This is a genomic window from Nocardioides glacieisoli (genome assembly GCF_004137245.1).
GTDB classification, from domain to species: domain Bacteria; phylum Actinomycetota; class Actinomycetes; order Propionibacteriales; family Nocardioidaceae; genus Nocardioides; species Nocardioides glacieisoli.
In genome coordinates, this window is sequence record NZ_SDWS01000008.1 from 42,174 (window position 1) to 65,376 (window position 23,203).

The 23,203-nt window shown below is 72.6% G+C and carries 22 protein-coding genes; 12 read left to right on the forward strand and 10 right to left on the reverse strand.

All coding sequences use genetic code 11. The features are described 5' to 3' along the window. Window positions 1-268 precede the first annotated feature (268 nt). Window positions 269-448, reverse strand: a complete 180-nt coding sequence (locus tag EUA06_RS16770; protein WP_129477899.1) for a hypothetical protein — start codon at window positions 446-448, stop codon at window positions 269-271. 138 nt (window positions 449-586) lie between these two features. On the opposite strand from EUA06_RS16770, the gene EUA06_RS16775 reads away from it, so the two are divergent. The 3 genes from EUA06_RS16775 (at window position 587) to EUA06_RS16785 (ending at window position 2,899) form a co-directional block, all read left to right on the forward strand. After that, window positions 587-1,123: a hemerythrin domain-containing protein gene (locus EUA06_RS16775; RefSeq protein ID WP_129477901.1), complete on the forward strand. Its 537-nt coding sequence runs from the start codon at window positions 587-589 to the stop codon at window positions 1,121-1,123. Window positions 1,124-1,202: 79 nt separating this feature from the next. Then, a complete protein-coding gene (locus EUA06_RS16780) occupies window positions 1,203-1,991 on the forward strand; it encodes a L,D-transpeptidase (RefSeq protein WP_129477903.1) in 789 nt (262 codons plus the stop codon). Window positions 1,992-2,008: 17 nt separating this feature from the next. Next, complete coding sequence (locus EUA06_RS16785) at window positions 2,009-2,899, forward strand: hypothetical protein (RefSeq protein WP_129477905.1); 891 nt, start codon at window positions 2,009-2,011, stop codon at window positions 2,897-2,899. A 9-nt stretch (window positions 2,900-2,908) separates the two neighbouring features. Here the strand turns inward: EUA06_RS16785 and speB are convergent, their stop codons facing one another. Next, window positions 2,909-3,919: an agmatinase gene (speB, locus tag EUA06_RS16790; RefSeq protein ID WP_129477907.1), complete on the reverse strand. Its 1,011-nt coding sequence runs from the start codon at window positions 3,917-3,919 to the stop codon at window positions 2,909-2,911. A 46-nt stretch (window positions 3,920-3,965) separates the two neighbouring features. Beyond that, entirely contained in the window at window positions 3,966-5,297 is a 1,332-nt protein-coding gene (locus EUA06_RS16795; protein WP_129477909.1) for a serine hydroxymethyltransferase, read from the reverse strand. A gap of 122 nt (window positions 5,298-5,419) precedes the next feature. Here EUA06_RS16795 and EUA06_RS16800 point away from each other — a divergent pair, with 122 nt between their 5' ends. Next, window positions 5,420-6,655: a helix-turn-helix domain-containing protein gene (locus EUA06_RS16800; RefSeq protein ID WP_129477910.1), complete on the forward strand. Its 1,236-nt coding sequence runs from the start codon at window positions 5,420-5,422 to the stop codon at window positions 6,653-6,655. On the opposite strand, the gene EUA06_RS16805 is transcribed toward EUA06_RS16800, so the two are convergent. Then, the gene (locus tag EUA06_RS16805) at window positions 6,618-7,730 is read right to left on the reverse strand and encodes an SGNH/GDSL hydrolase family protein (RefSeq protein WP_242498209.1); all 1,113 of its coding nucleotides are present in this window, start codon (window positions 7,728-7,730) and stop codon (window positions 6,618-6,620) included. The genes EUA06_RS16800 and EUA06_RS16805 overlap by 38 nt on opposite strands. A gap of 172 nt (window positions 7,731-7,902) precedes the next feature. Between EUA06_RS16805 and xylB the strand changes: the two genes are divergently transcribed. The 3 genes from xylB to EUA06_RS16820 are packed head-to-tail and all read left to right on the forward strand — an operon-like array spanning window position 7,903 to window position 11,689. After that, on the forward strand, window positions 7,903-9,321 hold the full coding sequence (gene xylB, locus EUA06_RS16810; protein WP_129477914.1) for a xylulokinase: 1,419 nt from the start codon (window positions 7,903-7,905) through the stop codon (window positions 9,319-9,321). Further along, window positions 9,318-10,484 (forward strand): xylose isomerase, encoded by a 1,167-nt coding sequence (gene xylA / locus EUA06_RS16815; RefSeq protein WP_129477916.1) that lies wholly within the window; start codon window positions 9,318-9,320, stop codon window positions 10,482-10,484. Before xylB ends, xylA begins: the two co-directional genes overlap by 4 nt. Window positions 10,485-10,507: 23 nt before the next feature. After that, window positions 10,508-11,689 carry an ROK family transcriptional regulator gene (locus tag EUA06_RS16820; RefSeq protein WP_129477918.1) on the forward strand — a complete coding sequence of 394 codons (1,182 nt, stop codon included), beginning with the start codon at window positions 10,508-10,510 and terminating at the stop codon, window positions 11,687-11,689. Window positions 11,690-11,699: 10 nt separating this feature from the next. Here the strand turns inward: EUA06_RS16820 and EUA06_RS16825 are convergent, their stop codons facing one another. The 5 genes from EUA06_RS16825 to EUA06_RS16845 all read right to left on the reverse strand — a co-directional run bounded on the left by EUA06_RS16825 (window position 11,700) and on the right by EUA06_RS16845 (window position 17,595). Continuing rightward, complete coding sequence (locus tag EUA06_RS16825; protein WP_129477920.1) at window positions 11,700-12,929, reverse strand: ROK family transcriptional regulator; 1,230 nt, start codon at window positions 12,927-12,929, stop codon at window positions 11,700-11,702. A 9-nt stretch (window positions 12,930-12,938) separates the two neighbouring features. Further along, on the reverse strand, window positions 12,939-14,222 hold the full coding sequence (locus EUA06_RS16830) for a sugar ABC transporter permease (protein ID WP_129477922.1): 1,284 nt from the start codon (window positions 14,220-14,222) through the stop codon (window positions 12,939-12,941). Between the two features lie 18 nt (window positions 14,223-14,240). Next, window positions 14,241-15,014: an ATP-binding cassette domain-containing protein gene (locus EUA06_RS16835; protein ID WP_129477924.1), complete on the reverse strand. Its 774-nt coding sequence runs from the start codon at window positions 15,012-15,014 to the stop codon at window positions 14,241-14,243. A 102-nt stretch (window positions 15,015-15,116) separates the two neighbouring features. Beyond that, entirely contained in the window at window positions 15,117-16,217 is a 1,101-nt protein-coding gene (locus EUA06_RS16840) for a sugar ABC transporter substrate-binding protein (protein ID WP_129477926.1), read from the reverse strand. A gap of 193 nt (window positions 16,218-16,410) precedes the next feature. Continuing rightward, window positions 16,411-17,595: a hypothetical protein gene (locus EUA06_RS16845; protein ID WP_129477928.1), complete on the reverse strand. Its 1,185-nt coding sequence runs from the start codon at window positions 17,593-17,595 to the stop codon at window positions 16,411-16,413. 59 nt (window positions 17,596-17,654) lie between these two features. Here EUA06_RS16845 and EUA06_RS16850 point away from each other — a divergent pair, with 59 nt between their 5' ends. Then, entirely contained in the window at window positions 17,655-18,089 is a 435-nt protein-coding gene (locus EUA06_RS16850) for an SRPBCC family protein (protein ID WP_129477930.1), read from the forward strand. 1 nt (window position 18,090) lies between these two features. Next, window positions 18,091-18,366, forward strand: coding sequence for a DUF7218 family protein (locus EUA06_RS16855; protein WP_129477932.1), 276 nt, complete (start codon window positions 18,091-18,093; stop codon window positions 18,364-18,366). A 4-nt stretch (window positions 18,367-18,370) separates the two neighbouring features. On the opposite strand, the gene EUA06_RS16860 is transcribed toward EUA06_RS16855, so the two are convergent. Next, the gene (locus tag EUA06_RS16860) at window positions 18,371-19,198 is read right to left on the reverse strand and encodes a DICT sensory domain-containing protein (RefSeq protein ID WP_165354428.1); all 828 of its coding nucleotides are present in this window, start codon (window positions 19,196-19,198) and stop codon (window positions 18,371-18,373) included. 100 nt (window positions 19,199-19,298) lie between these two features. Between EUA06_RS16860 and EUA06_RS16865 the strand changes: the two genes are divergently transcribed. From EUA06_RS16865 to recC, 3 genes are all read left to right on the forward strand, one after another. Further along, window positions 19,299-19,481: a hypothetical protein gene (locus EUA06_RS16865; RefSeq protein ID WP_129477936.1), complete on the forward strand. Its 183-nt coding sequence runs from the start codon at window positions 19,299-19,301 to the stop codon at window positions 19,479-19,481. 59 nt (window positions 19,482-19,540) lie between these two features. Continuing rightward, window positions 19,541-19,756, forward strand: a complete 216-nt coding sequence (locus tag EUA06_RS16870) for a CsbD family protein (RefSeq protein ID WP_422879763.1) — start codon at window positions 19,541-19,543, stop codon at window positions 19,754-19,756. 99 nt (window positions 19,757-19,855) lie between these two features. Then, window positions 19,856-23,197, forward strand: a complete 3,342-nt coding sequence (gene recC / locus EUA06_RS16875; RefSeq protein ID WP_129477938.1) for an exodeoxyribonuclease V subunit gamma — start codon at window positions 19,856-19,858, stop codon at window positions 23,195-23,197. Window positions 23,198-23,203: the final 6 nt, after the last annotated feature.

The window sequence follows — 23,203 nt, forward strand, 5'->3', positions numbered from 1 at the left end:
CGCCACCAGTGCAATGGCGAGTACTTATTCGCAGCACCGCTGACCGCTTGGACGTCCTGTCCCAGTCATAGGAGACCGTAATCGTCTTGGACACACCTTGGACACACTCCGGTACTCCGATGTGCCTTGATCTACCAAAGGAAGCGCATGACCATGCCCGCCGCTAAGCCTGAATGCCGCACCTGCGGCCCACAACGTTCTCTCTACGGATCAGAAGGTTTGGGGTTCGAATCCCTACAGGCGCGCAGAACGAGGAGCGGCCCGGTCGTCACGACCGGGCCGTTCGTGCGTCCGCAGCAGGTGCACCGGAGAACTGGGCTCGCTTCGGACGAGCCGCGCCCCAGAGGAACAGGCCCATCCCGACGACGACCAGGGTCGCCAGGATCAGCAGCAGCAGCGCCCACAGGGCGGGGGGCCAGTCGTGCTGGACATATTGGTGCGCGGGCATGGGGACCTCCGGTTCGTGGTGTGCGACCACGCTCTCGCGAGGTCGGGGCCTCTAGTCAGGTCCACGTGGCCCAATCAGAGGGGCCGGAGGTCCCGGTGCGCGCTGTCCGCCCGACCGTCGGCACCTAGGCTCGACCCTGTGCCCATCGACGACTCGACCCGACCGCGGGTGGCGGGCTCCGTCGAGCTGACGCCGCGCCAGCGGGTGGGCGGCCTGCACCTGCAGCAGATCCACGACCACTTCCGCCAGCAGCTCGAGGCGATGACCCGGGCGGTCGAGGCGGTGCGCGACGGGGTCGGGGACGTCGACGACGTACGCGCCGGGGTGCACGGGCTCGCGCCGGCGCTGACCGCCCAGCAGGCGTCCGGGTTGTGCCGGCAGGTGTGCCAGTTCCTCACGATGCACCACTCGATCGAGGACCAGGCGATGTTCCCGGCCGTCGCGACGCTCGAGGTGTACGCGCCGGTGGCGGCGCGGCTGGCCGAGGAGCACCTCGTCATCCACGACCACCTCGAGCGCGTCGACGGGCTTGCGGTGGCCGTGCACGCCGATCCGTCGCGGGTCGCCGAGCTGGTGGACGCGGTGGCCGATCTGCGCCGCGACCTCGAGTCGCACTTCACCTACGAGGAGATCGAGATGGCCGAGCCGCTCGGGATCCTCGGCCTCGGCGTCTAGCACGGTGAAATTCCGGTCGTAGGTCCCCCGTTACCAATCGGTCACTTCATCGTTGGTCAGGTCGGGAGAGAGGGACCTCATGACCGACCGACAGACCACCGACGCCGCCGGCTCGCGCAGCAACACCGTGCTGCTGCTCGTGGTCGTCGTCGCCGTCATCGCGGTCCTCACGTCCTGGGGCAACCAGCCCGAGGAGCGCGCCGACGTCGACCTGACGAAGCTGGTCGCGTCCACCACCAAGGCCAAGCTGCCGCAGGCCCCGCTCGACCCCGACCCGATGGCCGCCACCGACGGCACCGTCGTCCACCCGCGCCGGGTGCTCCCGGTCTACGCCGCCCCCGGTCGCAAGCCGTTCGCCAAGATCACCCCGACGCAGATGGGCGACACCTGGCTCCCGGTCATCGACCAGCAGGAGGGCTGGACGCAGGTGCTCCTGCCATCCCGGCCCAACGGGTCGATCGGCTGGCTGCGGACCGCGCAGCTCGTCGAGCGCTACACGCCGTACGTCGTCCGCGTGCACGTCGGCTCGCGCCGGATGCAGCTCTTCCGTGACGGCAAGACCCTGGGCGAGTGGACCGTGGCGGTCGGCGCACCGGGCACGCCGACACCGACGGGCCGCACCTTCCTGCTCGGCTCGATCGTCGACGAGAAGCAGGACTTCTCTCCCCTCATCCTGCCGCTGGGCACCCACAGCGCCACCCTCGACACCTACGGCGGCGGTCCCGGGACCGTTGCCTTCCACGGCTGGCCCAACACGTCCGTGTTCGGCAAGGCGATCAGCCACGGCTGCATCCGCGTGCCCGCCGACGCCCTCGACCAGCTCAGCCAGGTGCCGCTCGGCACCCTCGTCATCATCGATCAGCAGTAGAACCCACGGAGGAACAGATGCGTACGACATTCCAGGCCGGCCTCTCCGGCCTCGCGATCACCGCGACTGCCCTGCTGGTCGTCACGGCGTCCAACGCGAGCGGCGACCCCGTGTCGAGCTCGTCGGCCTACGGCGCCTCGGTCGGCGGCACGCCCGGCCAGCCGGCGGTGGCGTCCGACGGCACGAGCACGCAGACGGGTGGCGGCTCGCTGCCCGCGCAGCTCGGCCCACTCGCCGCCGGCGGAGTGCTCGAGGTCAGCGCGGGCGACGACGTCGCCTCGGCCGCGATCACCAACCTGACCCTCGGCAGCGCCCTCGCGCAGCTGCCGCCGGAGGTCAGGGACGGCATCGCCAACCTCAACCAGGTCTGCGCCGGCCTCGGCCAGGCCGGTCAGGTCAACGAGGTGCTCACCCCGCTCAACGACGCGATCAACCAGGTCCCTGGCCTCGGGACGGTCGTCGAGGTGCCGACCGTCGAGGCTGCGCAGACCTTCTGCAACCAGCTGGTCGACACCGACATCCTCGACCTCGCGACCGTCGGCACGCTGAAGACCCAGTGCACCGACCAGACCGGCACGGTCACGCTGAGCGACGTCAAGGTGCTCGGTGCTCCGCAGCCGGTGCTCGCCGGCGAGATCGCCCCCGAGACCCAGCTGCTGCCGCCGGAGCTGGCCGCGGTCGCGAGGATCACCCTCAACCACCAGGTGCCCGACGGTGAGAACTTCACCGTCGAGGGCCTCCGGCTCGAGGTCGGCGGCCAGGTCGTCGCCGTCCTCGCCTCGGCCACCTGCGGTGGCCCGCAGGCCGAGCCTGTCGTCCAGCAGGCACCGGCTCCGGCCAAGCCCACCAAGACCAAGCAGGCGCCCAAGCCCACCCCGGTCAAGACCTCGGCGCCGGTCACCGGCTGAGCAGCCGCGCTAGCGGTCCAGCAACGGGCGCGACGGGTCCCAGGTGGTCCCGTCGCGCTCGTCCTGTCTCCTGCGGGCGATGGCCGACAGCGCCTCGAGCACCACGCGGTTGGCCAGCGCCGCGGTGATGTCGGCGTGGTCGTAGGGCGGGCTGACCTCGACGACGTCCACCCCGACGACGGGCAGCTCGAGGCAGATGCGGCGTACGGCGTCGAGGAGCTGGCGCGCCGACAGGCCACCCGGCTCCGGGGTGCCCGTGCCCGGTGCGTGGCCCGGGTCGCAGACGTCGATGTCGACGGAGAGGAAGACGCCGTCGCACTCGTCGGTCGCGATCGTGAAGGCCTCGGTGAGGCACTCCTCGAGGCCGCGGTGGACGATCTCGGTCATCTCGTAGGACCGCATCTTCTCCGCGGCCATCCAGTCGAGCGTCTCGGGACCGGGCCAGTAGCCGCGCAGACCCATCTGCAGGAACCGGTCGCCGCGCAGCGCCCCGGACTCGATGAGGCGGCGCATCGGCTGGCCGTGGCCCCAGAGCGAGCCGAACTCGATGTCGCCGGTGTCGGCGTGCGCGTCGAAGTGGATCATCGAGACCCGGCCGTGGCCGAGCACGTTGGCGACGCCCTTGGCGTCGGGGAACGCGATCGAGTGGTCGCCCCCGAGGACGACCGGGATCGCGCCGGCGCGGGCGACCTTCTCCACCGCTGCCTCGAGCACGCCGAGTGCGCGCTCGATGTCGCCCGGCGGCATCTCCACGTCACCGGCATCGACGACGCGCAGGTCCTGGAGCCCGTCGGTGCGCAGCGCGAGCGAGGGCCGCGAGCCGTCGTGCGGGAGGTAGTCGGTCATCCGGATCGCCTGCGGCCCGAACCGCGTGCCCGGCCGGTGCGACGTACCACCGTCGAACGGTGCGCCGACCACGACGACGTCGGCGCCGGCGTAGGTCGACTCGTCGTCGAGGTCGCAGGCGGGCACGCCGAGGAAGGTGATGTCGGGACCGAACTGAGCGCCGTAGCGAGCCATGGGGGGACTCTAGGGTGACTCGTCGACGGAGCGGACCCATGACTCGTCAGTCGGGCCGGTCGGTCGTGAAGTGGATGTCGCGGAAGTCGCTGCGCCAGGCCGTGACCTCCGCGGCGACCGGCTCGGGCTCGCCGGTCAGCGCCCGCGCGATGAAGCCGGCCAGGACGGGCATGTCCTCGACCGTCATGCCGAGGCGCGCCAGCTCGGGCGTGCCGATCCGCAGCCCGTTGAGGTCGCCCTCGACCGGGTCGATCGGCAGGCCGATGCCGCAGGCCAGGAGGTTGGCACGACGCAGGCGGGCCGCGGCGGTCTGCCCACCGCCGTAGGCCGCTGCCTCGACGGCGAACTGGTGCGACCGGGTGACCACGGTGTCGCGGCGGAAGACCGGGACGCCGGCCGCCACGAGCGCCTCGGCCAACGCGGCCGCGGTGTCGACCATGGCGCGCGCATAGCTCCGGCCGGCGACCTGCCAGTCGAGCATCGTCTGGGCAAGCGCCGCGGTCTTGCCCGCGTCGAAGTTGGCAGTGAGCCCGGGGTAGGCGATGGCCTCGATGCGCTCGGCGAGCGCGGGGTCGTTGCCCAGCAGCAGCCCCCCGGGCGGCCCCCCGAGGCTCTTGTAGGTGCTCATGGACATCAGGTGTGCGCCCTCGTCGAGCGGGTTGGGCCAGGCGCCACCGGCGATCACGCCGCCGAGGTGCGCGGCGTCGAACAGCACCACGGCCCCGACATCGTCCGCGATCTCGCGGATCTGGGCGACGGGGTGGTGGGTGAGGTTGAGGCTGCCGCCGATCGTGATCATGCGCGGGCGCTCCACCCGGGCCAGCTCCGCGAGGGCGACCAGATCGACGGTGTAGGTCGACGCGTCCACCGGCGCCGGGACCGTGCGGAGCCGGTAGAGACCGGCCGCGCCAGCGCCGTGGTGGGTGACGTGCCCGGCGATCGTCGCGGGCGGCGCGATGATCGTGTCGCCCGGCTCGCAGACCGCCATGAAGGAGTAGAGGTTGGCCAGCGCCCCGGACCCCACGCGGACCTCGGCGAAGGAGGCGTGGAAGACACGGGCTGCCAGCTCCGCGGCGATGACCTCGATCTGCTCGATGGCCTCCAGGCCGGTCTCGTACTTCTCACCCGGGTAGCCCAGCGAGGCGCGGGAGCCGAGGCGCGCGGACAGCATCTCCTCGGCCCGCGGGTTCATCCGGTTGGTCGCGGGATTGAGGTTGAGGCAGGTCTCGTCGTGGATGCGGCCGTTCTCCGCGACCAGCTCTGCGAGCAGGCCCTGCACACCGGTCGCGTCGAGCCCACCGAGCGCGGCGGTCGACTCCGCGACCCGGTTGCTGACCGGTGCGGGCAGCCAGGGGCGGGGGGCGAGGGTCTCGGTCATGACGGCTCCAGGATCAGGCGGGCGGCAGCGTGCGCCGGTGCCCCCGAACCTAGGAGGACCACGCGGCCACGGTCATCGGAGTCGTGCCTCAACCTGATGCCAGAGCGTCCTACACTTGTAGGATGGACGCGGACGAGCTCCAGCAGCGGCTCGACTCCCTTGCGGGCGAGCTGGGGTGCTCGGTCAGCCTGGACGCGGTCGACGGAAGCCTCCTCGGCTACAGCAGCCAGCGGCCCGGGGCGGACGTCGTACGCATCGAGGCGATCCTGAGTCGGCACGTCCCCGACACGGTGCTGGCCTACCAGCGCAGCCACGGCATCGACGACGCCACAGGACCTGTCGCGGTCCCGGCCAACGCGGCGCTCGGGATGGAGCAGCGCACCTGCCTCCCGCTGTGGTCCGGCACCCGGCTCGTCGGCCACGTGTGGGTGCTGCACCCCGGCGCCGATCTCGACGACGACTCGCTGCGGTCACTCGAGGCCGCGGGGCACCGGCTCGCCGAGCTGCTGGGCGTCGAGGCACGCGTCGACCCGGCGGAGCTCGTGGCCGACCTGTTCGAGGAGGGGTCGACGACGGCCCTGCTGGACATGGCGGCCGAGCGCACCCCCGCCGTCGCCGGTCGGCTGGTGTTCCTCGCGCTCGCTCCCGTCGTCGACCTGCGGGGCCGCCGCGCTCCGGCGCCGACCACAGCACCCACCGACGTGCCACACCTGCGGACCGAGCTCGGTCGCTCGACCCGGCACGGTCGCACCCTGCTGGTCATCGGCCGGCCCGCGGGTGCCGGCCCCGGCCCCGGCGACGTACGACACCTGCTCGCGAGCGTCGACCAGCCGTGCACCCTCGGCTGGGCAGCCGCGGACGCGCGCGGCGACGGCGACCGGGAGAATGGCGAGGCCGCGCTGTCCACGGCCGCCGCGCGCGCGATCCTGGCCGCGGACTGCGCCGCCGTCGACCCGGCGCTACCAGCGACCTGCGGCTGGGACGCGTTGGGGATCTACGCCCACCTGCTGGCCGCCGGGCCGATCGCGTGGGACGCATCGAGCCCCGTCGCAGCCAGCGACCGGTCCGCCGAGATGCTCCGGCACACCCTCGAGGTGTACCTCGACCACGCCGGGAGCGCGGCCCGCTCGATCGACGCGCTCGGCATCCACCGCACGACCTTCTACTACCGCCTCGACAAGATCTCGCGGATGCACGGGATCGACCTCGACGACGGGCTCGCCCGCTCCGGCGCCCACCTGGCACTGAAGGCCCAGCGGATCCGGGCGGCCCGGGACAGGTACGCGTGGAGCGACCGCCTGGCGGAGAGGGCCTGCCGGCCTACCAGTCCCCCAGCGCCGCGAACCGCTCACCGATGAGGCGGTGGGTGGCGGAGTCGGGGTGGAGGTTGTCGGGGAGCGGCAGCCGCTCGGCGTCGACGGCGCCGTAGAGCCCCAGCCCGTCGACGTACGACAGGTGCGGGTCGCCGCGTCGCTCGACCACCTCGGCGAGGACCTCCCGGACGACCTCGAGGGTGAGGCTGCCGCTCGCGACCGACGCGGGGTCACCGGCGGCGACGAACGCCAACCGACCCTCGGCGAGGGCGGCCATGTCGGGTGAGCTCGGTCCGGGCGTCGCCTCGTGGATCGCGCAGTGGATCGAGGAGATGAGCCGGATCGGCGTCTCCGGGTGGCCGTCGCGGATCGTGTCGAGCCAGCCGTGGACGGCCGGGCCGAGCGCGCGGCGGCGGAGCAGGTCCTGGTTGACGAGGTTGATGCCGAGCTTGACCGAGATGAGGTCGGCCGGGGTGTCGCGGATGGTGCGCGCGACGAACGGGTCGAGCAGGGCGCTGCCACCGAGGCCGAGGTTCACCAGGTCGAGCCCGGCCAGGCGCGCGGCGACGGCAGGCCAGGTCTCGGTCGGGTGCGTCGCCATCGACCCGTGGCTGATCGAGCTGCCGTGGTGCAGCCACCGGGGCCTGTCGCTCGGCAGCGGCTCGACGGGGCCGTCGGCGCGCAGGTCGACGAGCTCGGTCTGCTCGTCGTGCGGCAGCCAGACCTCGACGTCCTGCTCGCCACCCGGGAGGGAGATCGTCAGCGTCGTCGGTTCGCCGGCCGTGAACGTGCTCGCGCCGGTCATCATCTCGACGTCGAGCACGTTGCCGCCCGGCGCCTGGAGCCGCTCGACCAGCTCGCCGCCGACGAGCACGTCGTACCACCCGTCGGGCCGCGGCGGCGTGCCCGGATAGCGCCGCTTCGTGGGCAGCACGTCCAGCTCGATGCGCGTCGCCGTGGTCCGCAGCGCGAGTCGTACGCCGGCGGGCTGCGCCTCCACGAGGTGGAGCTGCGGGTCGTCGGTCTGCGCCCGCGCCCACGTCGGGAGCCGGTGCGGGAGCAGGCCGCGGTCGGTGCGCGCGAGCTCGAGCGCACCGTGGACGAGGTTCGGGTCGATCACGGCGCCAGTCTGCCGCCAGCCTCCCGGCCCTCGTTCCCGGGTGGCGGCGGACGACATCCCAGACCCTCGATTCGATGTCGTGTGCCGCCACCCTCCGACCGCGCCCTGTCGTGTGCCGTCACCCGAGCCAGACCACCTTGACATTAGTTCGAGACTCATACTTAATAGTGACGTGGCTCTCATCCTGGGCATCGACTCCTCCACCCAGTCGACCAAGGCCCTTCTCGTGGACGCCGACAGCGGCGAGGTCGTCGAGGCTCGTGCGGCAGCGCACCCGCCGGGCACCGAGGTCGACCCGCGGACCTGGCTGAGCGCGGTCGACGAGGCGACCGACGGCCTGCTCGAACGAGCCGACGCCGTCGCGGTCGCCGGCCAGCAGCACGGCATGGTCACGCTGGACGAGTCCGGTGCACCGGTGCGCGACGCCCTGCTCTGGAACGACACCCGGTCGGCGGACGCAGCGGTCGAGCTGATCGAGGAGATGGGCGGACCGCAGGCCTGCGCCGACGCGATCGGCAGCGTGCTCGTCGCCTCGTTCACCTCCGCCAAGCTGCGCTGGCTGCGCGACCACGAGCCGGAGAACGCCGCGCGGGTGGCGCGCGTCCTGCTCCCCCACGACTACGTCTCGCTCCATCTGGGCGCCGACGGCACCGAGCCGTTCACCGACCGCGGCGACGCCTCGGGCACCGGCTACTTCGCCACCGCCGCGGGCGAGTGGCGGCCCGACCTGCTCGAGCAGGCGCTCGGGCACGGCGCCGACCTCCCCCGCCTCGTCGCGCCCGGCCGGGCGGCCGGCACGACGAGGAGCGGAGCGGCGATCGCCGGCGGCACCGGCGACAACATGGGCGCCGCGCTCGGCATGGCGCTCGAGCCCGGCGACGTGCTCGTCTCGATCGGCACGTCCGGCGTCGCGTCCGCCATCAGCAGCGTGCCGGTCGCGGACGGCAGCGGCGTGGTCACCGGCTTCGCCGACGCCAGCGGCGGCTTCCTGCCGATGGTCACCACGATGAACGCCGCCGGCATCCTCGACCTCCAGGCCCGCTGGCTCGGCGTCGACCACGACGAGCTGGCGGCGCTGGCCCTGCAGTCAGCGCCCGGCGCCGGCGGGGTGACCTTCGTCCCCTACTACGGCGGCGAGCGCACCCCCAACCGTCCCGACGCCGTCGGCACCTGGACCGGGCTCACGCCCGCCACGACGCGCGCCGACCTCGCGCGAGCGGCGTACGAGGCACTCCTCTGCTCGCTCGCCGACGCCGTCGACCGGCTCGTCGCCGCCACCGGCGAGACCCCGCAGCGCGTGCTCATGGTCGGTGGCGCGACGAAGAGCGCGGCCGTGCGCGAGCTCGCCCCCGCCGTGCTCGGCTGCCCGGTCGTGCTGCCACCCCCGGGTGAGTACGTCGCCCTCGGTGCGGCCCGGCAGGCCGCCTGGGCGCTGGCCGGGACGACCGAGCCGCCGACCTGGTCCGCCGCCGAGACCACGGTCCTCGAGGCCGACCCCACCCCCCACGTCCGCGAGGTCTACGCAGACCTGCGCGATCGCACCGAGTCATGGACAACCCACACGGCAACTGCAACGGAAGGCACCCGATGAGCACCCAGATCCCCACGCCCACCCCCGAGGACAAGTTCTCCTTCGGCCTCTGGACCGTCGGCTGGCAGGGCGTGGACCCGTTCGGGCCCGCCACCCGCCCGCTCATGGACACCGTCCACGCGCTGGAGAAGCTCGCCGAGCTCGGGGCGTACGGCGTCAACTTCCACGACGACGACGTGATCCCCTTCGGCAGCGACGACGCCACCCGCGACCAGATCATCGCCCGCTTCAAGAAGGGCCTCGCCGACACCGGCCTGGTGGTCACCACCTCGACGACCAACCTCTTCAGCCACCCGGTGTTCAAGTCCGGCGGATTCACCAACAACAACCGCGACATCCGCCGCTTCGCGCTGCGCAAGGTGATGCGCAACGTCGACCTGGCCGCCGAGCTCGGCGCCAAGGTCTACGTCGCGTGGGGCGGTCGCGAGGGAGCGGAGTACGGCGCCTCGCAGGACACCCGGGTCGCGCTGGACCGGATGAAGGAGGCCTTCGACCTCCTCGGCGACTACGTCACCGAGCAGGGCTACGACATGCGCTTCGCCATCGAGCCGAAGCCCAACGAGCCCCGCGGCGACATCCTGCTCCCGACCATCGGCCACGCCCTGGCGTTCATCGAGCGGCTGGAGCGTCCCGAGCTGGTCGGGGTGAACCCGGAGATCGGGCACGAGGAGATGGCCGGCATGAACGCCGCTGCCGGCTACGCGCAGGCCCTGTGGCAGGGCAAGCTCTTCCACATCGACCTCAACGGCCAGAACGGCCCGAAGTACGACCAGGACCTGCGCTTCGGCGCCGGCAACGTCCGCGGCGCCTTCTGGGTGGTCGACACCCTGTTGGCCGGCGGCTACGACGGCCCCGTCCACTTCGACTTCAAGCCGGCCCGCACCGAGGACGAGGACGGCGTGTGGGTGTCGGCTGCCGCCAACATGCGCAACTACCTCATCCTGCGCGAGAAGGTGAAGGCGTTCCGCGCCGACCCCGAGGTGCAGGCAGCCCTCGAGGCCGCCAAGGTGCCCGAGCTCGGCGTCCCCACCGTCGCGGAGGACGAGGGCTGGAAGGGCCTGCTCACCGCCGACCTGCGCGACCCCGAGGAGCTGGCCCAGATCGGTGGCGGCTTCGAGCTGCTCGACCAGCTGGCGCTCGAGCACCTCTACGGCGTCCGCTGACCGTGCGGCCACACCTGCGTGCGGTGACCGACGCCGAGGGACTGCGCCGCTCGACGTCCGGCACCGAGGGGCTGCGGCGCGCCAACACGGGCGCCGTGCTCCGGGCGCTGCGCGAGCTCGGACCGTCGACGCGGTCCGAGCTGGCGGCGCACACCGGCCTCGCCAAGGCGACCGTCGGCGCCATCGTCGCGGACCTCGAGGCGGCACGGGCCGTCGCCGAGGAGGGGTCGCGTCCGGGCGTGCGCGGGCGCCCCGGCCGGCCGGTCGCGCTCCGGGGTGACCGGTTCGTCTCGCTCGGCCTCGAGCTCAACGTCGACTACGTGTCGGCCGTCGTGCTCGACCTCGCCGGTGGCGTCGTCTCCAGCACCAGCCGGTCCGGTGGGACCAGCGACGACCTCCGCGACCTGGCCCGCTCGGCGCTCGACGAGCACGTCGGACCCGACTGCACACTGGTCGGCACCACCCTCGCGGTGCCCGGCCTGGTCCGCGGCGACAACCGCACCGTGGCCTGGGCGCCCAACCTGCGGGTCGAGTGGGGCGAGCTGGCCGACGCGCTGGGATCGCTCGTCCCGGACCAGCAGGTGGAGGTCAGCAACGACGCCAACTGTGCGGCGTACGCCGAGTCGCACCACGGCGCCGCCCGCGGCACGAGCCACGCCCTCTACGTCACCGGCACCGTCGGCATCGGCGCCGGGATCGTGCAGGACGGTGAGCTCGTGCGCGGCGGCGCAGGGTTCGCGGGCGAGGTCGGCCACATGACCGTCGGCGACTCCAGTGCCCTGTGCGGCTGCGGCCGCCGCGGCTGCTGGGAGGCGGCGATCGGTCTGCACGCGATGCTCGCGGCCGTCGGGATGCCCGAGCTGGACACCCCGCTGCTCACCGCCGAGTCGGTGGCCGAGCGCGCCCGCACGGATGCAGACGTCCGCGCCGGGCTGGAGCGGGTCGGCCGCGACGTCGGCCTCGGGATCGCCGTGCTGAGCACGGTCCTCGATCCCCAGGTCGTGGTGATGGGCGGCTACTTCGCGCCCCTGGGCGACCTCGTCCTCGACCCGGCACGACGCACCCTCGACGAACGGCTCGTCTCCACCGCCCAGGTCAGGCCCGAGCTGCGCACCAGCACGCTCGGCATCGAGGCCGCCGCACTCGGTGCGGCCGAGCAGTCCTTCGGCCCGGTGCTGGCGGGCGAGATCGACCTCCCCGCCTGACGGTCGTGGGTCAGCCGGCGAGGCGGGAGCGTACGTCGTCGATGGCGGTGCCGAGCGCGGCGACCGGGTCGACGAAGAGCGGCTCCAGCGCGATCTCCGCCGCTCCGAGCAGGGACGAGTCCTGGCCCAGACCCGGCAGGGCGAGGGTCACCGACTCGTGGGGAGCCGGCAGCGCCCGCTCGGCGAGTCCGGCGTCGACCTCGCGCCCGACGAGCACGTAGAGCGAGCGGAAGTAGCCGCCGAGGATCACCGTCTGCGGGTTGAACATGTTGACCAGGCTGGCGAGGCCCTGGCCCAGTGCGGTGCCGGTCGCGCGCAGCGCCGGCGACGGCTTGTCGAAGGCGTCGAGCACCTCGCCCAGCTGGGGCACCTTGTCGAGCGGGCACTTGATGGCGGCGGCGATGGCGTGGGCGCCGACCTCGGTCTCCCAGCAGCCGCGGTTGCCGCAGTGGCACGTCTGGCCCTGGGGGTTGAAGCGCAGGTGGCCGACCTCGCCGGCGTAGCCGCCTGCACCCTCGAGCCGGTGGCCGCCGGTGATGATCCCGGCACCGACGCCGACGTTGCCGGAGAGGTAGATGAGCTCGTCGGTGCCGACGCCGGCGCCACGGGTGTGCTCGGCCAGCGCGCCGAGGTCGGCGTCGTTGGCCAGGGACACGGGGACGTCCAGCCCCAACGCCGCGAGCACGATGCCGCCGAACGACACGTCGTGCCACTCGAGGTTGGGGGCCAGCCGGATGAGTCCGTCGCTGCGGCGCACCAGGCCCGGGACGCTGATCCCGATGCCGACCAGAGCGGACGCTGCGGGGGCGTCCGCGACGACGGTGCGGATCAGGGCGGCGACGGCCGCACCGACCTGCCAGGCCTCGCCGTCGCTGTGCACGGGCGCCTGGGCGCGCTGCAGGATGCGGCCGCCGAGACCGACCCGGGCGACGACCGCACGGTCGACGCCGAGGTCGACCGCGATGACGTAGGGCCCGTCCTCGGCGATCCGTACGCCCGCCGACGGCCGGCCGGCGCCCTGGCGCGCGCCCTCCACCGGCGTGGTGCGCTCGGAGATTCCCAGCGACTCGAGCTCGCCGACCAGACCCGCGATGGTGCTGCGGTTGAGGCCCATGATGGCGGTCAGCTCGGCGCGCGACATCTCACCGGCGCTGTGCACGTGCCGGAGCACCGTGCCGAGGTTGTGGCGCCGGATGGCCTCCTGGTTGGTGCCGAGGCCCGAGCGCCGCTGCGGGCTCAAGGTCGTGACCTAGACGCCCGCCGAGGAGCGACGGCGACGCGAGATGGCGTCGACGCTCGCGGCGAGGAGCAGCACGCCACCAGTGACCACGAAGTTGATGTAGGCCGCCTGGTTGAGCAGCCCGAGGCCGTTGGAGATGGTCGCGATGACCAGTCCGCCGATGACGGCGTCGATCGCGCGGCCACGACCACCGAAGAGGCTGGTGCCGCCGATGACCGCCGCCGCGACCGCGTAGAGCAGCACGTTGCCGCCACCCGAGCCCGGCGACACCTTGCCGGTGTAGGACGCGGAGAGCAGGCCCGCGAGGGCCGCCATGCCGGTGCAGATGACGAAGGCCATGATGCGCACCCGGCGCACGTTGATGCCGGCCCGGCGAGCGGCCTCGGCGTTGCCACCGACCGCGTAGAGGTGCCGGCCGAAACGGGTCTTGGTGAGGATGAAGGTCCAGAAGAGCAGCAGCGCGATGACGACCGGAGCCGCCCACGGGATGCCGCTGATCTCGAAGAGGTTGGGGTTGGGCGCGCGGTTGGCGCTCAGCAGCGCGGTGAGCCCGAGGACGATGGCCGCGAGGACGGCGATGCGGATCGCGACGAGGCCGATGGGCGGGTGGACCAGGCCCTTGGCCGACAGCGAGCGGTAGCGCCACAGCGAGAGCGCGGCGAAGGCGAGCACGATCACCACCGCGGCGATCCAGCCGGCCGTGACGGGCACGTTCTTGATCGACAGTCCGCGCAGCACCGGGTCGTTGTAGCGGAGCGAGCCGCCCGAGCCGATGAGCTTGAGCGGGACCGCCTGGAGCCCGAGGAAGAACGCGAGGGTCACGACGAACGACGGGATGCCGAGGAACGACACGAGCGCGCCGATGGCCAGGCCGACCACCATGCCGAACGCGACGCCGGCGAGCGTCGCCAGCCACCACGTCCAGTCGTAGTCGATGAGCATCAGGGCGGTGATCGTCGCGCAGGCGCCGCCGGCGACACCGGCCGACAGGTCGATCTCCCCGAGCAGCAGCACGAAGACGATGCCCATCGCCAGGACCATGATCGCGCTGGCCTGCACGACCAGGTTGGCCATGTTGTAGGTCGTGAGGAACCGGTCGTTGAGCGAGGCGAAGATGACGATCAGGACGACGAGGCCGAGGATGGCGGGCAGCGAGCCCATGTCGCCGCCGCGCAGGCGGTTGACGTAGTCGCGGGCCGACTCGCCGATGCTGCCGGCCTGGCGGTTGTCGTTGTCGAAGCCGCTCGCGACGGGGGCTGCGGGGGTGGACTGGGTGTCGGGGTCGACGGTCATGGTGGTCTCCGGTCCTTCTCAGACGGTCGCGGTCGCGGGGTTCTCGGCGATGCCGAGGTCACCGGATCGTCCGGCGGTGATGAGCTCGACGATCTGGCCGTGCGTGACGTCCTTCGAGGAGACGTCCGCGGCCACCCGGCCGAGGTAGAGAGCGGTGATCCGGTCGGCGACCTCGAGGACGTCACCCATGTTGTGGGAGATGAGCACGACGCCGAGGCCGCGGTCGGCGAGACGGCGGACGAGGTCGAGGACCTGCCGGGTCTGGGCGACACCGAGGGCGGCGGTGGGCTCGTCGAGGAGGACGACCTTGGAGTTCCACAGGACCGCCTTGGCGATGGCCACGGTCTGTCGTTGGCCGCCGGAGAGGCTGGCGACGCTCTGGCGCACGGACTTCACGGTGCGCACGGAGAGGGAGGCGAGGGTCTCGCGGGCGCGGGTCTCCATGGAGACCTCGTCGAGCCCGAAGCGGGTGGTCTCCTCACGACCGAGGAACATGTTCTCGACGATGTCGAGGTTGTCGCAGAGGGCGAGGTCCTGGTAGACGACCTCGACGCCGAGCGCGGCCACGTCACGGGGACCGTGGACCTCGACCTGCTTGCCGTCGAAGAGGTAGTCGCCGCTGTCGCGGCCGTAGATGCCGGCGATGATCTTGACCAACGTGGACTTGCCGGCTCCGTTGTCGCCGACCAGGGCAGTGACCTGTCCGGGGTAGACGGCGAAGTCGACGTCGTGCAGGACGTGCACCACACCGAAGCTCTTGTTGACTCCGCGCAGCTGCAGGAGCGGTTCCATGGTCGTACTCCGATCGACAGGAATAAGTTGTGCGAATCAGCGGAGCGACGCCCGGGCCGTGGTGCGGCCCGGGCGTCGTTCCGCGAAGGGTGGATCAGGGGATCAGGAGATCCCGGCCTCGGCACACAGGTCGGCGAACTCGCCGGTGCACACGTCATCGGCCGACTGGCCACCGTCGGAGATCACGTCACCGACGTTGTCCTTGGTGATGGCCTGCGGCTCGAGCAGGATCGACGGGACCTCGCTGTCGTCGGAGGAGTCGACCGTGCTGCCGGTGACCTCGGCGTCCTCACCGTTGACGAGCGCGATCGCGACGTCGGCCAGCGCGCCGGCCTCCTGCGTGGCGGACTTGTAGACCGTCATGCACTGGGTGCCCGCGAGGACGTTCTGCAGGCCCTCGACGGTGGCGTCCTGGCCGGTGACCGGGACCTTGCCCGCCTGGCCGGCGCCCTCGAGGATGCTGATCGCCGCGCCACCGAGACCGTCGTTGGCCGCGAGCACGCCGTCGACCTTGCCGTCAGCAGCGGTGTAGAGCTGCTGGAAGATCGTGGCGGCCTGCTCGTTGTCCCAGTCCGGGACGGCCTGCTCGCCGACGACGGTGTAGTTGCTCATGCCGTCGAGCACGCTGTGCGCACCCTCGGCGAAGAGCGTGGCGTTGTTGTCGGTGGGCGAACCGTTGAGGTAGACGATGTTGGCGTCCTTGTCGCCCAGGCAGTCCGCGAGGCCCTGGCCCTGCAGCTCGCCGACGACGGTGTTGTCGAAGGACACGTAGTACTCCGCCGAGCCACCGAGGGTGAGGCGGTCGTAGTCGATGGTGGCGACGCCCTGCGACGCGGCCTTCTCCTGGATCGCGGCGCCCGACTCGGAGTCGAGGTTGACGATGGCGAGGACCGTGACGCCGTTGCCGATCATGCTGTCGGCGATGGTGGTCATCTTCTCCGCGTCGCCCTCGGCGTTCTGGATCTCGTACTCGACGCCGGCCTCCTCGAAGGCGGCCTCGAGGGCCGGGCGGTCCGCGCTCTCCCACCGCACCGAGGACTCGGTGTCGGGGAGGATCACGCCGATCTTGCCGGCGGCGTCGCCGCTGCCAGTGTCGCCGCCGCTGTCGTTCCCGGTGTCGCCGCCGTCATCGCTGCCGCACGCGGTGAGCGCCATCGACAGGCCGACCAAGGGGATGAGGACCAAGCTGTGCTTCCGCTTCACGCGAACCGCCTCCTAGCGATTTCAGTCGCACCTCGGCTCGTCGGGACCGTCAAGGCGGGTGCATATGTTGTGTCGGACAACATATGAAGTGACGCCTGTCACGTCCATAGCCGCAGGCGTATGTTGCGGGTTTGTTACAGAAAACGCCCCCCGCCACGCTGGGACGTGGCAGGGAGGGGTCTGGACCAGTGGGTCAGCGGGCGGTCTCCCCGGTCCACACCCGACCCCCCGCGCCGGCGTCGCCGACCAGCAGCAGGGCGGCCTCGCCGGTGCCCGCGACCAGGGCGTGGTCGGCGGCCGTCTCCGGCTCGAGAGGTACGTCGACCCGCTGCCAGCCGCGACCGTCGTCGGTCTGCCAGAGCTCGTAGTGGTCGCCGGTGCTGACGGTGGCGAGCACGCCGAGCGGCGTCCGCGCGAGCGACGCGACGTAGGGCGCCCCGCGCCAGTCGGAGCCGTCCGCGATCTCGCCGAAGGTGGCGGCCTCCCTCCACCCCTGGTCGTCGCGCCGCCACGCGGCGTAGTGCTGGCCGCTCCGCCCGACCACGAGCAGCCGGTCGTCGTCGAGCCGGACGACGCGCTGAGCGTCCTCGATCGCGTCGGTGGCGGGCATCTGCTCGGGCGTCCAGGTCAGCCCGTCGGGCGAGGTCCACGCGAGCGGGTCGGGGTCCAGGCTCCTGCCGGTGCGGGCTCCGCCACCCACCACGATCCACTCGTCGCCGGCCCAGCCGCCGCCCTGGGTGATCGACTGGAGGTCGCCGTCGTCGGTGAGGCCGGGCTCGGCCTCGACCCGGGTGAACTCGCGCGGGTCGTCGGTGACCCACACCCCTGGCCCGGAGATCCGGTTGCCGGTGATCAGCCACCCCTCCGGTCCACCGGCGATCGGTCCGACGTTGGTCGCGGTGACCCCGCCGAACTGGATGAAGACGGCACGGACGTCGACGATCCGGTCGCCGTCGGCGTGGAAGGAGGTCACCCGCGGGTTGCCGTGGGCGCCGCCGGAGCGGGCGCCCAGCATCGCCACGCGGTCACGTGAGCAGGCGACGGAGTTGATGATGGCCCGCCTGCCCCAGTAGGTCCGCGCGTCCACCGGCACCGAGGTCCAGGTCTCGCGGTCGGTCGAGAACCACGCCGCCGGTCGGGTGTCGCGGGTCTCGGTCGGGTTGTCGAGGAAGACCGCGCCGACGACCCACCAGCCCTCGCCGCACTCGACTGCGTCGCGGACGACCGTCCGGCCGGGCGGACCATCCGGGTCGGGCAGGACGTGCTCGGTCCAGGTGACGTCGACGGTCTCCGGGTCGGACGGCTGCCGGTCGCACGCGGCGAGGGTCGCGGCGAGCGCGGCAGCCATCGATGCTGCGGCGACGCGGCGGGCCCTCACGCCAGAGAGTGTGCCCGCCGGGATGCCCCCTTGGCGCCCGCATTGTCTAACGTGGCGGGATGCCATCGGTCTCCCGCACTTTCTCGACGATCGCCACCCCCGACGCCGCGTACGCCTACCTCAGCGACTTCACCAACGCCGAGGAGTGGGACCCCGGCACGCAGACGTGCGAGCGCACCTCGGGTGACGGCGGCGTCGGCACGACCTACCGCAACGTGTCGAGCTTCCTCGGCCGCGAGGTCGAGATCACCTACACCACCGCCGAGCTCGCTCCCCCGACGCGCGTGCACCTGCGCGGCACCAACGAGCAGTTCGAGGGCCACGACATCTTCGAGATCACCGCGTCCGGCCGCGGCTCGCAGGTGCGCTACACCGCGGAGATGTCCTTCAGCGGGCTGTCGAGGCTCGCCTCGCCCGTCGTCGCGGCGTACCTCCCCCTCCTGGCGAGGAAGACCGTCGACCAGCTCCGCGCCTCGCTCGACAAGCAGGTCTGAGATGGCTGAGAAGAGGACGTCACCCGGTCCGTCCGTGAAGGATCCCGAGGTCTACGAGGCGCTGCGCGACGACGGCGCGAGCAAGGAGAAGGCGGCGCGGATCGCCAACGCCTCCGCCGCCCAGGGTCGGTCCAGGGTCGGCAGGCGTGGTGGCGGCGCCGAGGACTACGACGACCGCACGGTCGACGAGCTCCGCAAGCGGGCGGGCGAGCTCGGCATCGAGGGCCGCTCGACGATGAAGAAGTCCGAGCTGATCGACGCGCTCCGCAACCACTGACCCGTCAGGGCCGGTCCAGGTGGGCGAGAGCCCGCAGCCAGATCCGGTCGGCGTCGACGGCGGTGGTCTCGTGGCCGGGCTCGTCGAGCAGCTCGGCGACGTGCGCGGGGGGCTCGGCCCCAGCGGCACGCGCCGCGTCGACGAGCACCCGGGCCGCGGCGACGGCAGCGGGACGGTGGGAGCTCACGACCGACTCCCACAGCGATGTGGCGCCCGGGACCTCCCACGCCGACACCAGCGCGGCGCGGGAGTCGCTGACCGTGACCACGGTCCACTCGCGCCGCAGCGGCGAGCCCTCGGCGAGCTGGCACCGGGCCGGGCTCGCGGACGGATCGGCGGGGAAGGACTCGTCGAAGTCGGCCACCACCGCCGACCACGCCGCCGTGCGGGCGAGCTCGTCCCACCGACGTCGCTGGTCGGCGAAGCGGTCCCCCGCCTGGAAGGTGCCGAGCACCAACGGCCGCTCGGCACGGGCGAGGGCGTCGTCCTCGACGGCGTACGACGCCGCGACGAGCGAGCGCCGACCCAGTCGCTGCACGCCGAGGTGCGGGAAGTCGCGGGCCATCACCGCGTGGACCGACTCGGCGGGGCGCCGCCTGCGTCGCTGGACCGCATCCACCGCGGCAGACAGGCCCATGCCGCTCGCGCGCAGCTCCTGCACCCGCCGGACGAGGTCGACGTCGGCGCCGGTGAAACGCCGGTGCCCGGAGGCGGAGCGCGTGCCCGTCGGGAAGCCGAACCGGTTCTCCCAGGTGCGCAGCACCGTCGGCGTCAGGCCGGTGCGCTCCGCGAGCACCCCGATGCCGAAGCCGTCCGTCACCTGCTCGGCCACGGTCCCCACCCCTCTCCACCCCTTGCGCATTGTGCGTAGATAACTTATACATGACTGTAGAGGTATTCGTCCTCACCCTCACAGACACCGGGAGCACCCCATGGGCACAGTGATCCTGATCGGCACCGTGGCGATCATCGTCGCCATCGTCGGCTGCTTCGTCATCTGGCGCCTCGACGCGTCGCGGGCCGAGGAGGTCGAGCACACGTCGCCGCCGCCGCCGCGGACCGGCGCGCAGCTCGAGGGCCGGCCGTCCACGCCGCCGCGCCCGATCGACCCGTAGGCCCGGATCCCACCCCCACGGGTGCTTTTCGGCGCCCACCCCCGTGGCACGTTCGAAGGGTGACCACTTCGGTCGCCTACCGCTCACCAGGAGGAACCACGATGGGTCTCGACGACAAGATCAGCAACAAGGCCGAGGAGCTCAAGGGCCAGGCCAAGGAGTCCACGGGCAAGGCCACCGACAACGAGCAGCTCGAGGCCGAGGGCAAGGGCGACCAGGCGGGCGCCAACCTCAAGCAGGCCGGCGAGAAGATCAAGGACGTCTTCAAGGGCTGACCTCCTCCCGACCGACGGCCGGTCACCGCTGCGTGCGGTGACCGGCCGTCGTGCGTCCTACGCCGTCAGCTGTCGGTCGCCGCTCATAGGGTGTCGCCCGTGACCCTGCACCTGCACACCGCCGAGCGCACCGACGCGCTCGCCGACGGCCTCGCGGACTTGCTGGTCACACCGCTGCCCGACCCCTTCGCGCGGGAGGTCGTGGTCGTCCCGGCCCGCGGCGTCGAGCGCTGGCTCACCCAGCGGCTGTCGCACCGGCTCGGCGTGGGCGGTCGCGGCGGTGACGGTGTCTGCGCGGGCGTCGACTTCGTGACGCCCCACTCGCTGGTCTCGATGCTGCTCGACCGCGACGCCGAGGACCCGTGGAGCCCCGACCGGTTCGCGTGGCCGCTGCTCGAGGTGATCGACGACGTGATGGGCACGGCGGGCTTCGAAGACCTCACCACCCACCTCGGCGGCGGCGACCCGACCGACGAGCGGTCGGCGCGGCGCTACGCCGTGGCGCGCCGGCTCGCGGGTCTCTTCTCGTCCTACGCCGTCCAGCGCCCGCAGCTGCTCGCCGAGTGGCGGGAGGGACGCTGGTCCGACGGCGCCGGTGGTGAGCTCGACGGCGACCTGCGCTGGCAGGCCGCCCTCTGGCGGCGCCTGCTCGACGTCGTCGACGCGCCACCCCCGGACGTACGCCACTCGCAGACCGTGGCGCGGCTGCGCGCCGGAGGGGACGACCTCGACCTGCCGTCGCGGCTGTCCCTCTTCGGGCACACGCGGCTGCCGGAGACCGAGGTGTCCCTGCTGACCGCGCTGGGCGAGCTGCGCGACGTCCACCTCTGGCTGCCGCAGGCGTCCACCGTGCTGTGGGACGCGCTCGCGCCGGTCGCCCGCGAGAGCCAGGTGCCCCGCGCCCTCGACACCTCCGCCGGCCTCGTCGGCCACCCGCTGCTCGGGTCGCTCGGCCGCGACGCGCGCGAGCTGCGCCGCACCCTCGGTGACCTGCCGAGCAGCGCGGCCGCACCGCAGCCGGCCCCGGACACGCTCCTCGGTTGGCTGCAGCGCGACCTCCGCGCCAACCACGCACCGACCCAGGACGAGCGGTCCGGTCGCACCGGGCGCGACGACTCCGTGCAGGTGCACGCGTGCCATGGCGCGGCCCGCCAGGTCGACGTGCTGCGTGAGGTGCTGGTCGGGCTCCTCCAGGACGACCGCACGCTCGAGCCGCGCGACATCCTCGTGATGGTCCCCGACATCGAGACCTACGCGCCCCTCATCTCCGCCTCCTTCGGGATGGCCGACGTCGCGGGCGAGGGAGCTGGCCACCCGGGTCACCAGCTGCGCGTGCGGCTCGCCGACCGGTCGCTCGCCGCCACCAACCCCCTGCTCGCCCTCGCGGCCCAGCTCGTCGAGCTGGTGCGCGGCCGGATGACGGCGAGCCAGGTGCTCGACGTCGCCGGCGCCGACCCGGTGCGGGCCCGGTTCGGCTTCGACGACGAGGCGCTCGAGCGGATCACCCGCTGGGTCGACACCAGCGGCATCCGCTGGGGCTACGACGCCCAGCACCGCGGGGTCTTCGGCCTCGACGGGCTGGAGGCCAACACCTGGGTGACCGGCCTGCGCCGGGTGCTCCTCGGCGCCGCGATGTCCGGGCTCGACCATCGCCATGTCTCGGGCACCGTCCCGGTCGACGACGTGAGCGACGGCGACCTCGACCTGGTCGGCCGGTTCGCCGAGTTCGTCGAGCGCGTGCACAGCTTCACCGACGCCGCCGAGCGCGCCACGAGCGTCACCGACTGGACGACCGCCCTGTCGGAGGCGGTCCACCGCCTCACGTCCACCCCGGTCACCGAGGTGTGGCAGGTGGCGCAGTTCGACCGCGAGGTGTCGCGCATCGCCGCCGGCGCGGGCGACTCGGGCACGACGCTGCGGCAGGCCGACGTACGTGCCCTCCTCCAGCAGCGGCTCCGCGGCCGGCCGACGCGCTCCAACTTCCGCACGGGCACGCTGACCGTCTGCACGATGGTGCCGATGCGGTCGGTGCCCCACCGGGTCGTGTGCCTCGTCGGCCTCGACGACGGCGTCTTCCCGCGCGTCTCGACGGTCGACGGCGACGACGTGCTCGCGCGACGGCCGCGCACCGGCGAGCGCGACCTCCGCTCGGAGGACCGCCAGCTGTTCCTCGACGCGATCACGGCCGCGACCGAGCGGCTCGTCATCACCTACACGGGCCGCGGCGAGCACACCGGCGCCGAGCGACCGCCCGCGGTGCCGCTCGGCGAGCTGCTCGACGCACTCGACCGCACCGCTGCCGCGCCGGTGCGCGACCACGTGCTGACCCACCACCCGCTCCAGCCCTTCGACGAGGACAACTTCGTGTCCGGCCGGCTGCGCGAGGGCGGCGCCTTCACGTTCGACCGCTTCGCCCTCGCGGGTGCGAGCACCGCCCGCGAGGACCGCGAGCCCGTCGGCGTCCTCGTGCCGAGCCCGCTGCCGGCAGTCGAGCCTGTCGGCGACGTCTCGCTCGCCGACCTCCGGGACTTCTTCGCCCACCCCGTCCGCGGCTTCTTCCGGCGGCTGCGCGTCGCGAAGTCGTACGACGCTGAAGACGTCAAGGACGCCATTCCGATCACCCTCGACGCGCTGGAGAAGTGGGGCGTCGGCGACCGGATCGTCAGCAACGTGATGGCCGGCGCCGACCCGCAGTCGGCGATGCTGGCCGAGCAGCTGAGCGGCACCCTGCCGCCGCTCAACCTCGGCGTCGGCGTGCTCACCGACATCGTCAAGAACGCGAAGCCGCTCGTGGAGGCCGCCCAGGCGCTGCGCCGCGGGCCGCAGCGCACGCTCGACGTCGACATCGACCTCGGCGGCGGACGCCGGCTCTCCGGCACGGTCGGCGACGTCTGGGGCAACAACGCCGTCTCGGTGTCCTTCTCCAACCTCGGCGCCAAGCACCGGCTGGCCGCGTGGATCAACGCCCTCGCGCTCGGCGCCGGCCTGCCCGACGAGAACTGGACCGTGCACACCATCGGCAAGCACCGCTCGGGCGGGCAGGTCTCACTGATAGGGCCGCTCGCGCAGCACGAGGCGCAGCAGTGGCTGCGCGACCTCGTCGCCCTCTACGACGCCGGCCAGCGCGAGCCGCTGCCGCTCCCGGTGAAGACGTCGCTGGCGTGGGCCGAGGAGCTGCGTCGGGTGCGGGCCGGCAGCGACGGCGACCCCGACGTCAAGGGTCGCGCCCAGTGGGAGACGCCGCGGTTCAACGACTCCGGCTTCCCCAACGAGGACGCCGACACCTGGCACGTCCGCGCGTTCGGCGAGCGGGCCGACTACTCCCTCCTCGCCTCGCCCTGCCGCTCCGACGAGGACGGCCCGCACCGCCTCGGCCACTTCGCGTGGCGGCTCTGGGGCCCGCTGATCGACGGCGGCCACGAGCAGATCCGGGGAATCTGAAATGAG

Excerpts from the sequence above, each read along its gene's own strand:
- EUA06_RS16835 (WP_129477924.1), bottom strand. The coding sequence starts at position 15,014 with ATGGAACCGCTCCTGCAGCTGCGCGGAGTCAACAAGAGCTTCGGTGTG.
- speB (WP_129477907.1), bottom strand. The coding sequence starts at position 3,919 with ATGGCTCGCTACGGCGCTCAGTTCGGTCCCGACATCACCTTCCTCGGC.
- xylA (WP_129477916.1), top strand. The coding sequence starts at position 9,318 with ATGAGCACCCAGATCCCCACGCCCACCCCCGAGGACAAGTTCTCCTTC.
- EUA06_RS16855 (WP_129477932.1), top strand. The coding sequence starts at position 18,091 with ATGGCTGAGAAGAGGACGTCACCCGGTCCGTCCGTGAAGGATCCCGAG.
- EUA06_RS16780 (WP_129477903.1), top strand. The coding sequence starts at position 1,203 with ATGACCGACCGACAGACCACCGACGCCGCCGGCTCGCGCAGCAACACC.
- EUA06_RS16785 (WP_129477905.1), top strand. The coding sequence starts at position 2,009 with ATGCGTACGACATTCCAGGCCGGCCTCTCCGGCCTCGCGATCACCGCG.
- EUA06_RS16830 (WP_129477922.1), bottom strand. The coding sequence starts at position 14,222 with ATGACCGTCGACCCCGACACCCAGTCCACCCCCGCAGCCCCCGTCGCG.
- EUA06_RS16800 (WP_129477910.1), top strand. The coding sequence starts at position 5,420 with ATGGACGCGGACGAGCTCCAGCAGCGGCTCGACTCCCTTGCGGGCGAG.
- EUA06_RS16770 (WP_129477899.1), bottom strand. The coding sequence starts at position 448 with ATGCCCGCGCACCAATATGTCCAGCACGACTGGCCCCCCGCCCTGTGG.
- EUA06_RS16850 (WP_129477930.1), top strand. The coding sequence starts at position 17,655 with ATGCCATCGGTCTCCCGCACTTTCTCGACGATCGCCACCCCCGACGCC.
- EUA06_RS16795 (WP_129477909.1), bottom strand. The coding sequence starts at position 5,297 with ATGACCGAGACCCTCGCCCCCCGCCCCTGGCTGCCCGCACCGGTCAGC.
- EUA06_RS16865 (WP_129477936.1), top strand. The coding sequence starts at position 19,299 with ATGGGCACAGTGATCCTGATCGGCACCGTGGCGATCATCGTCGCCATC.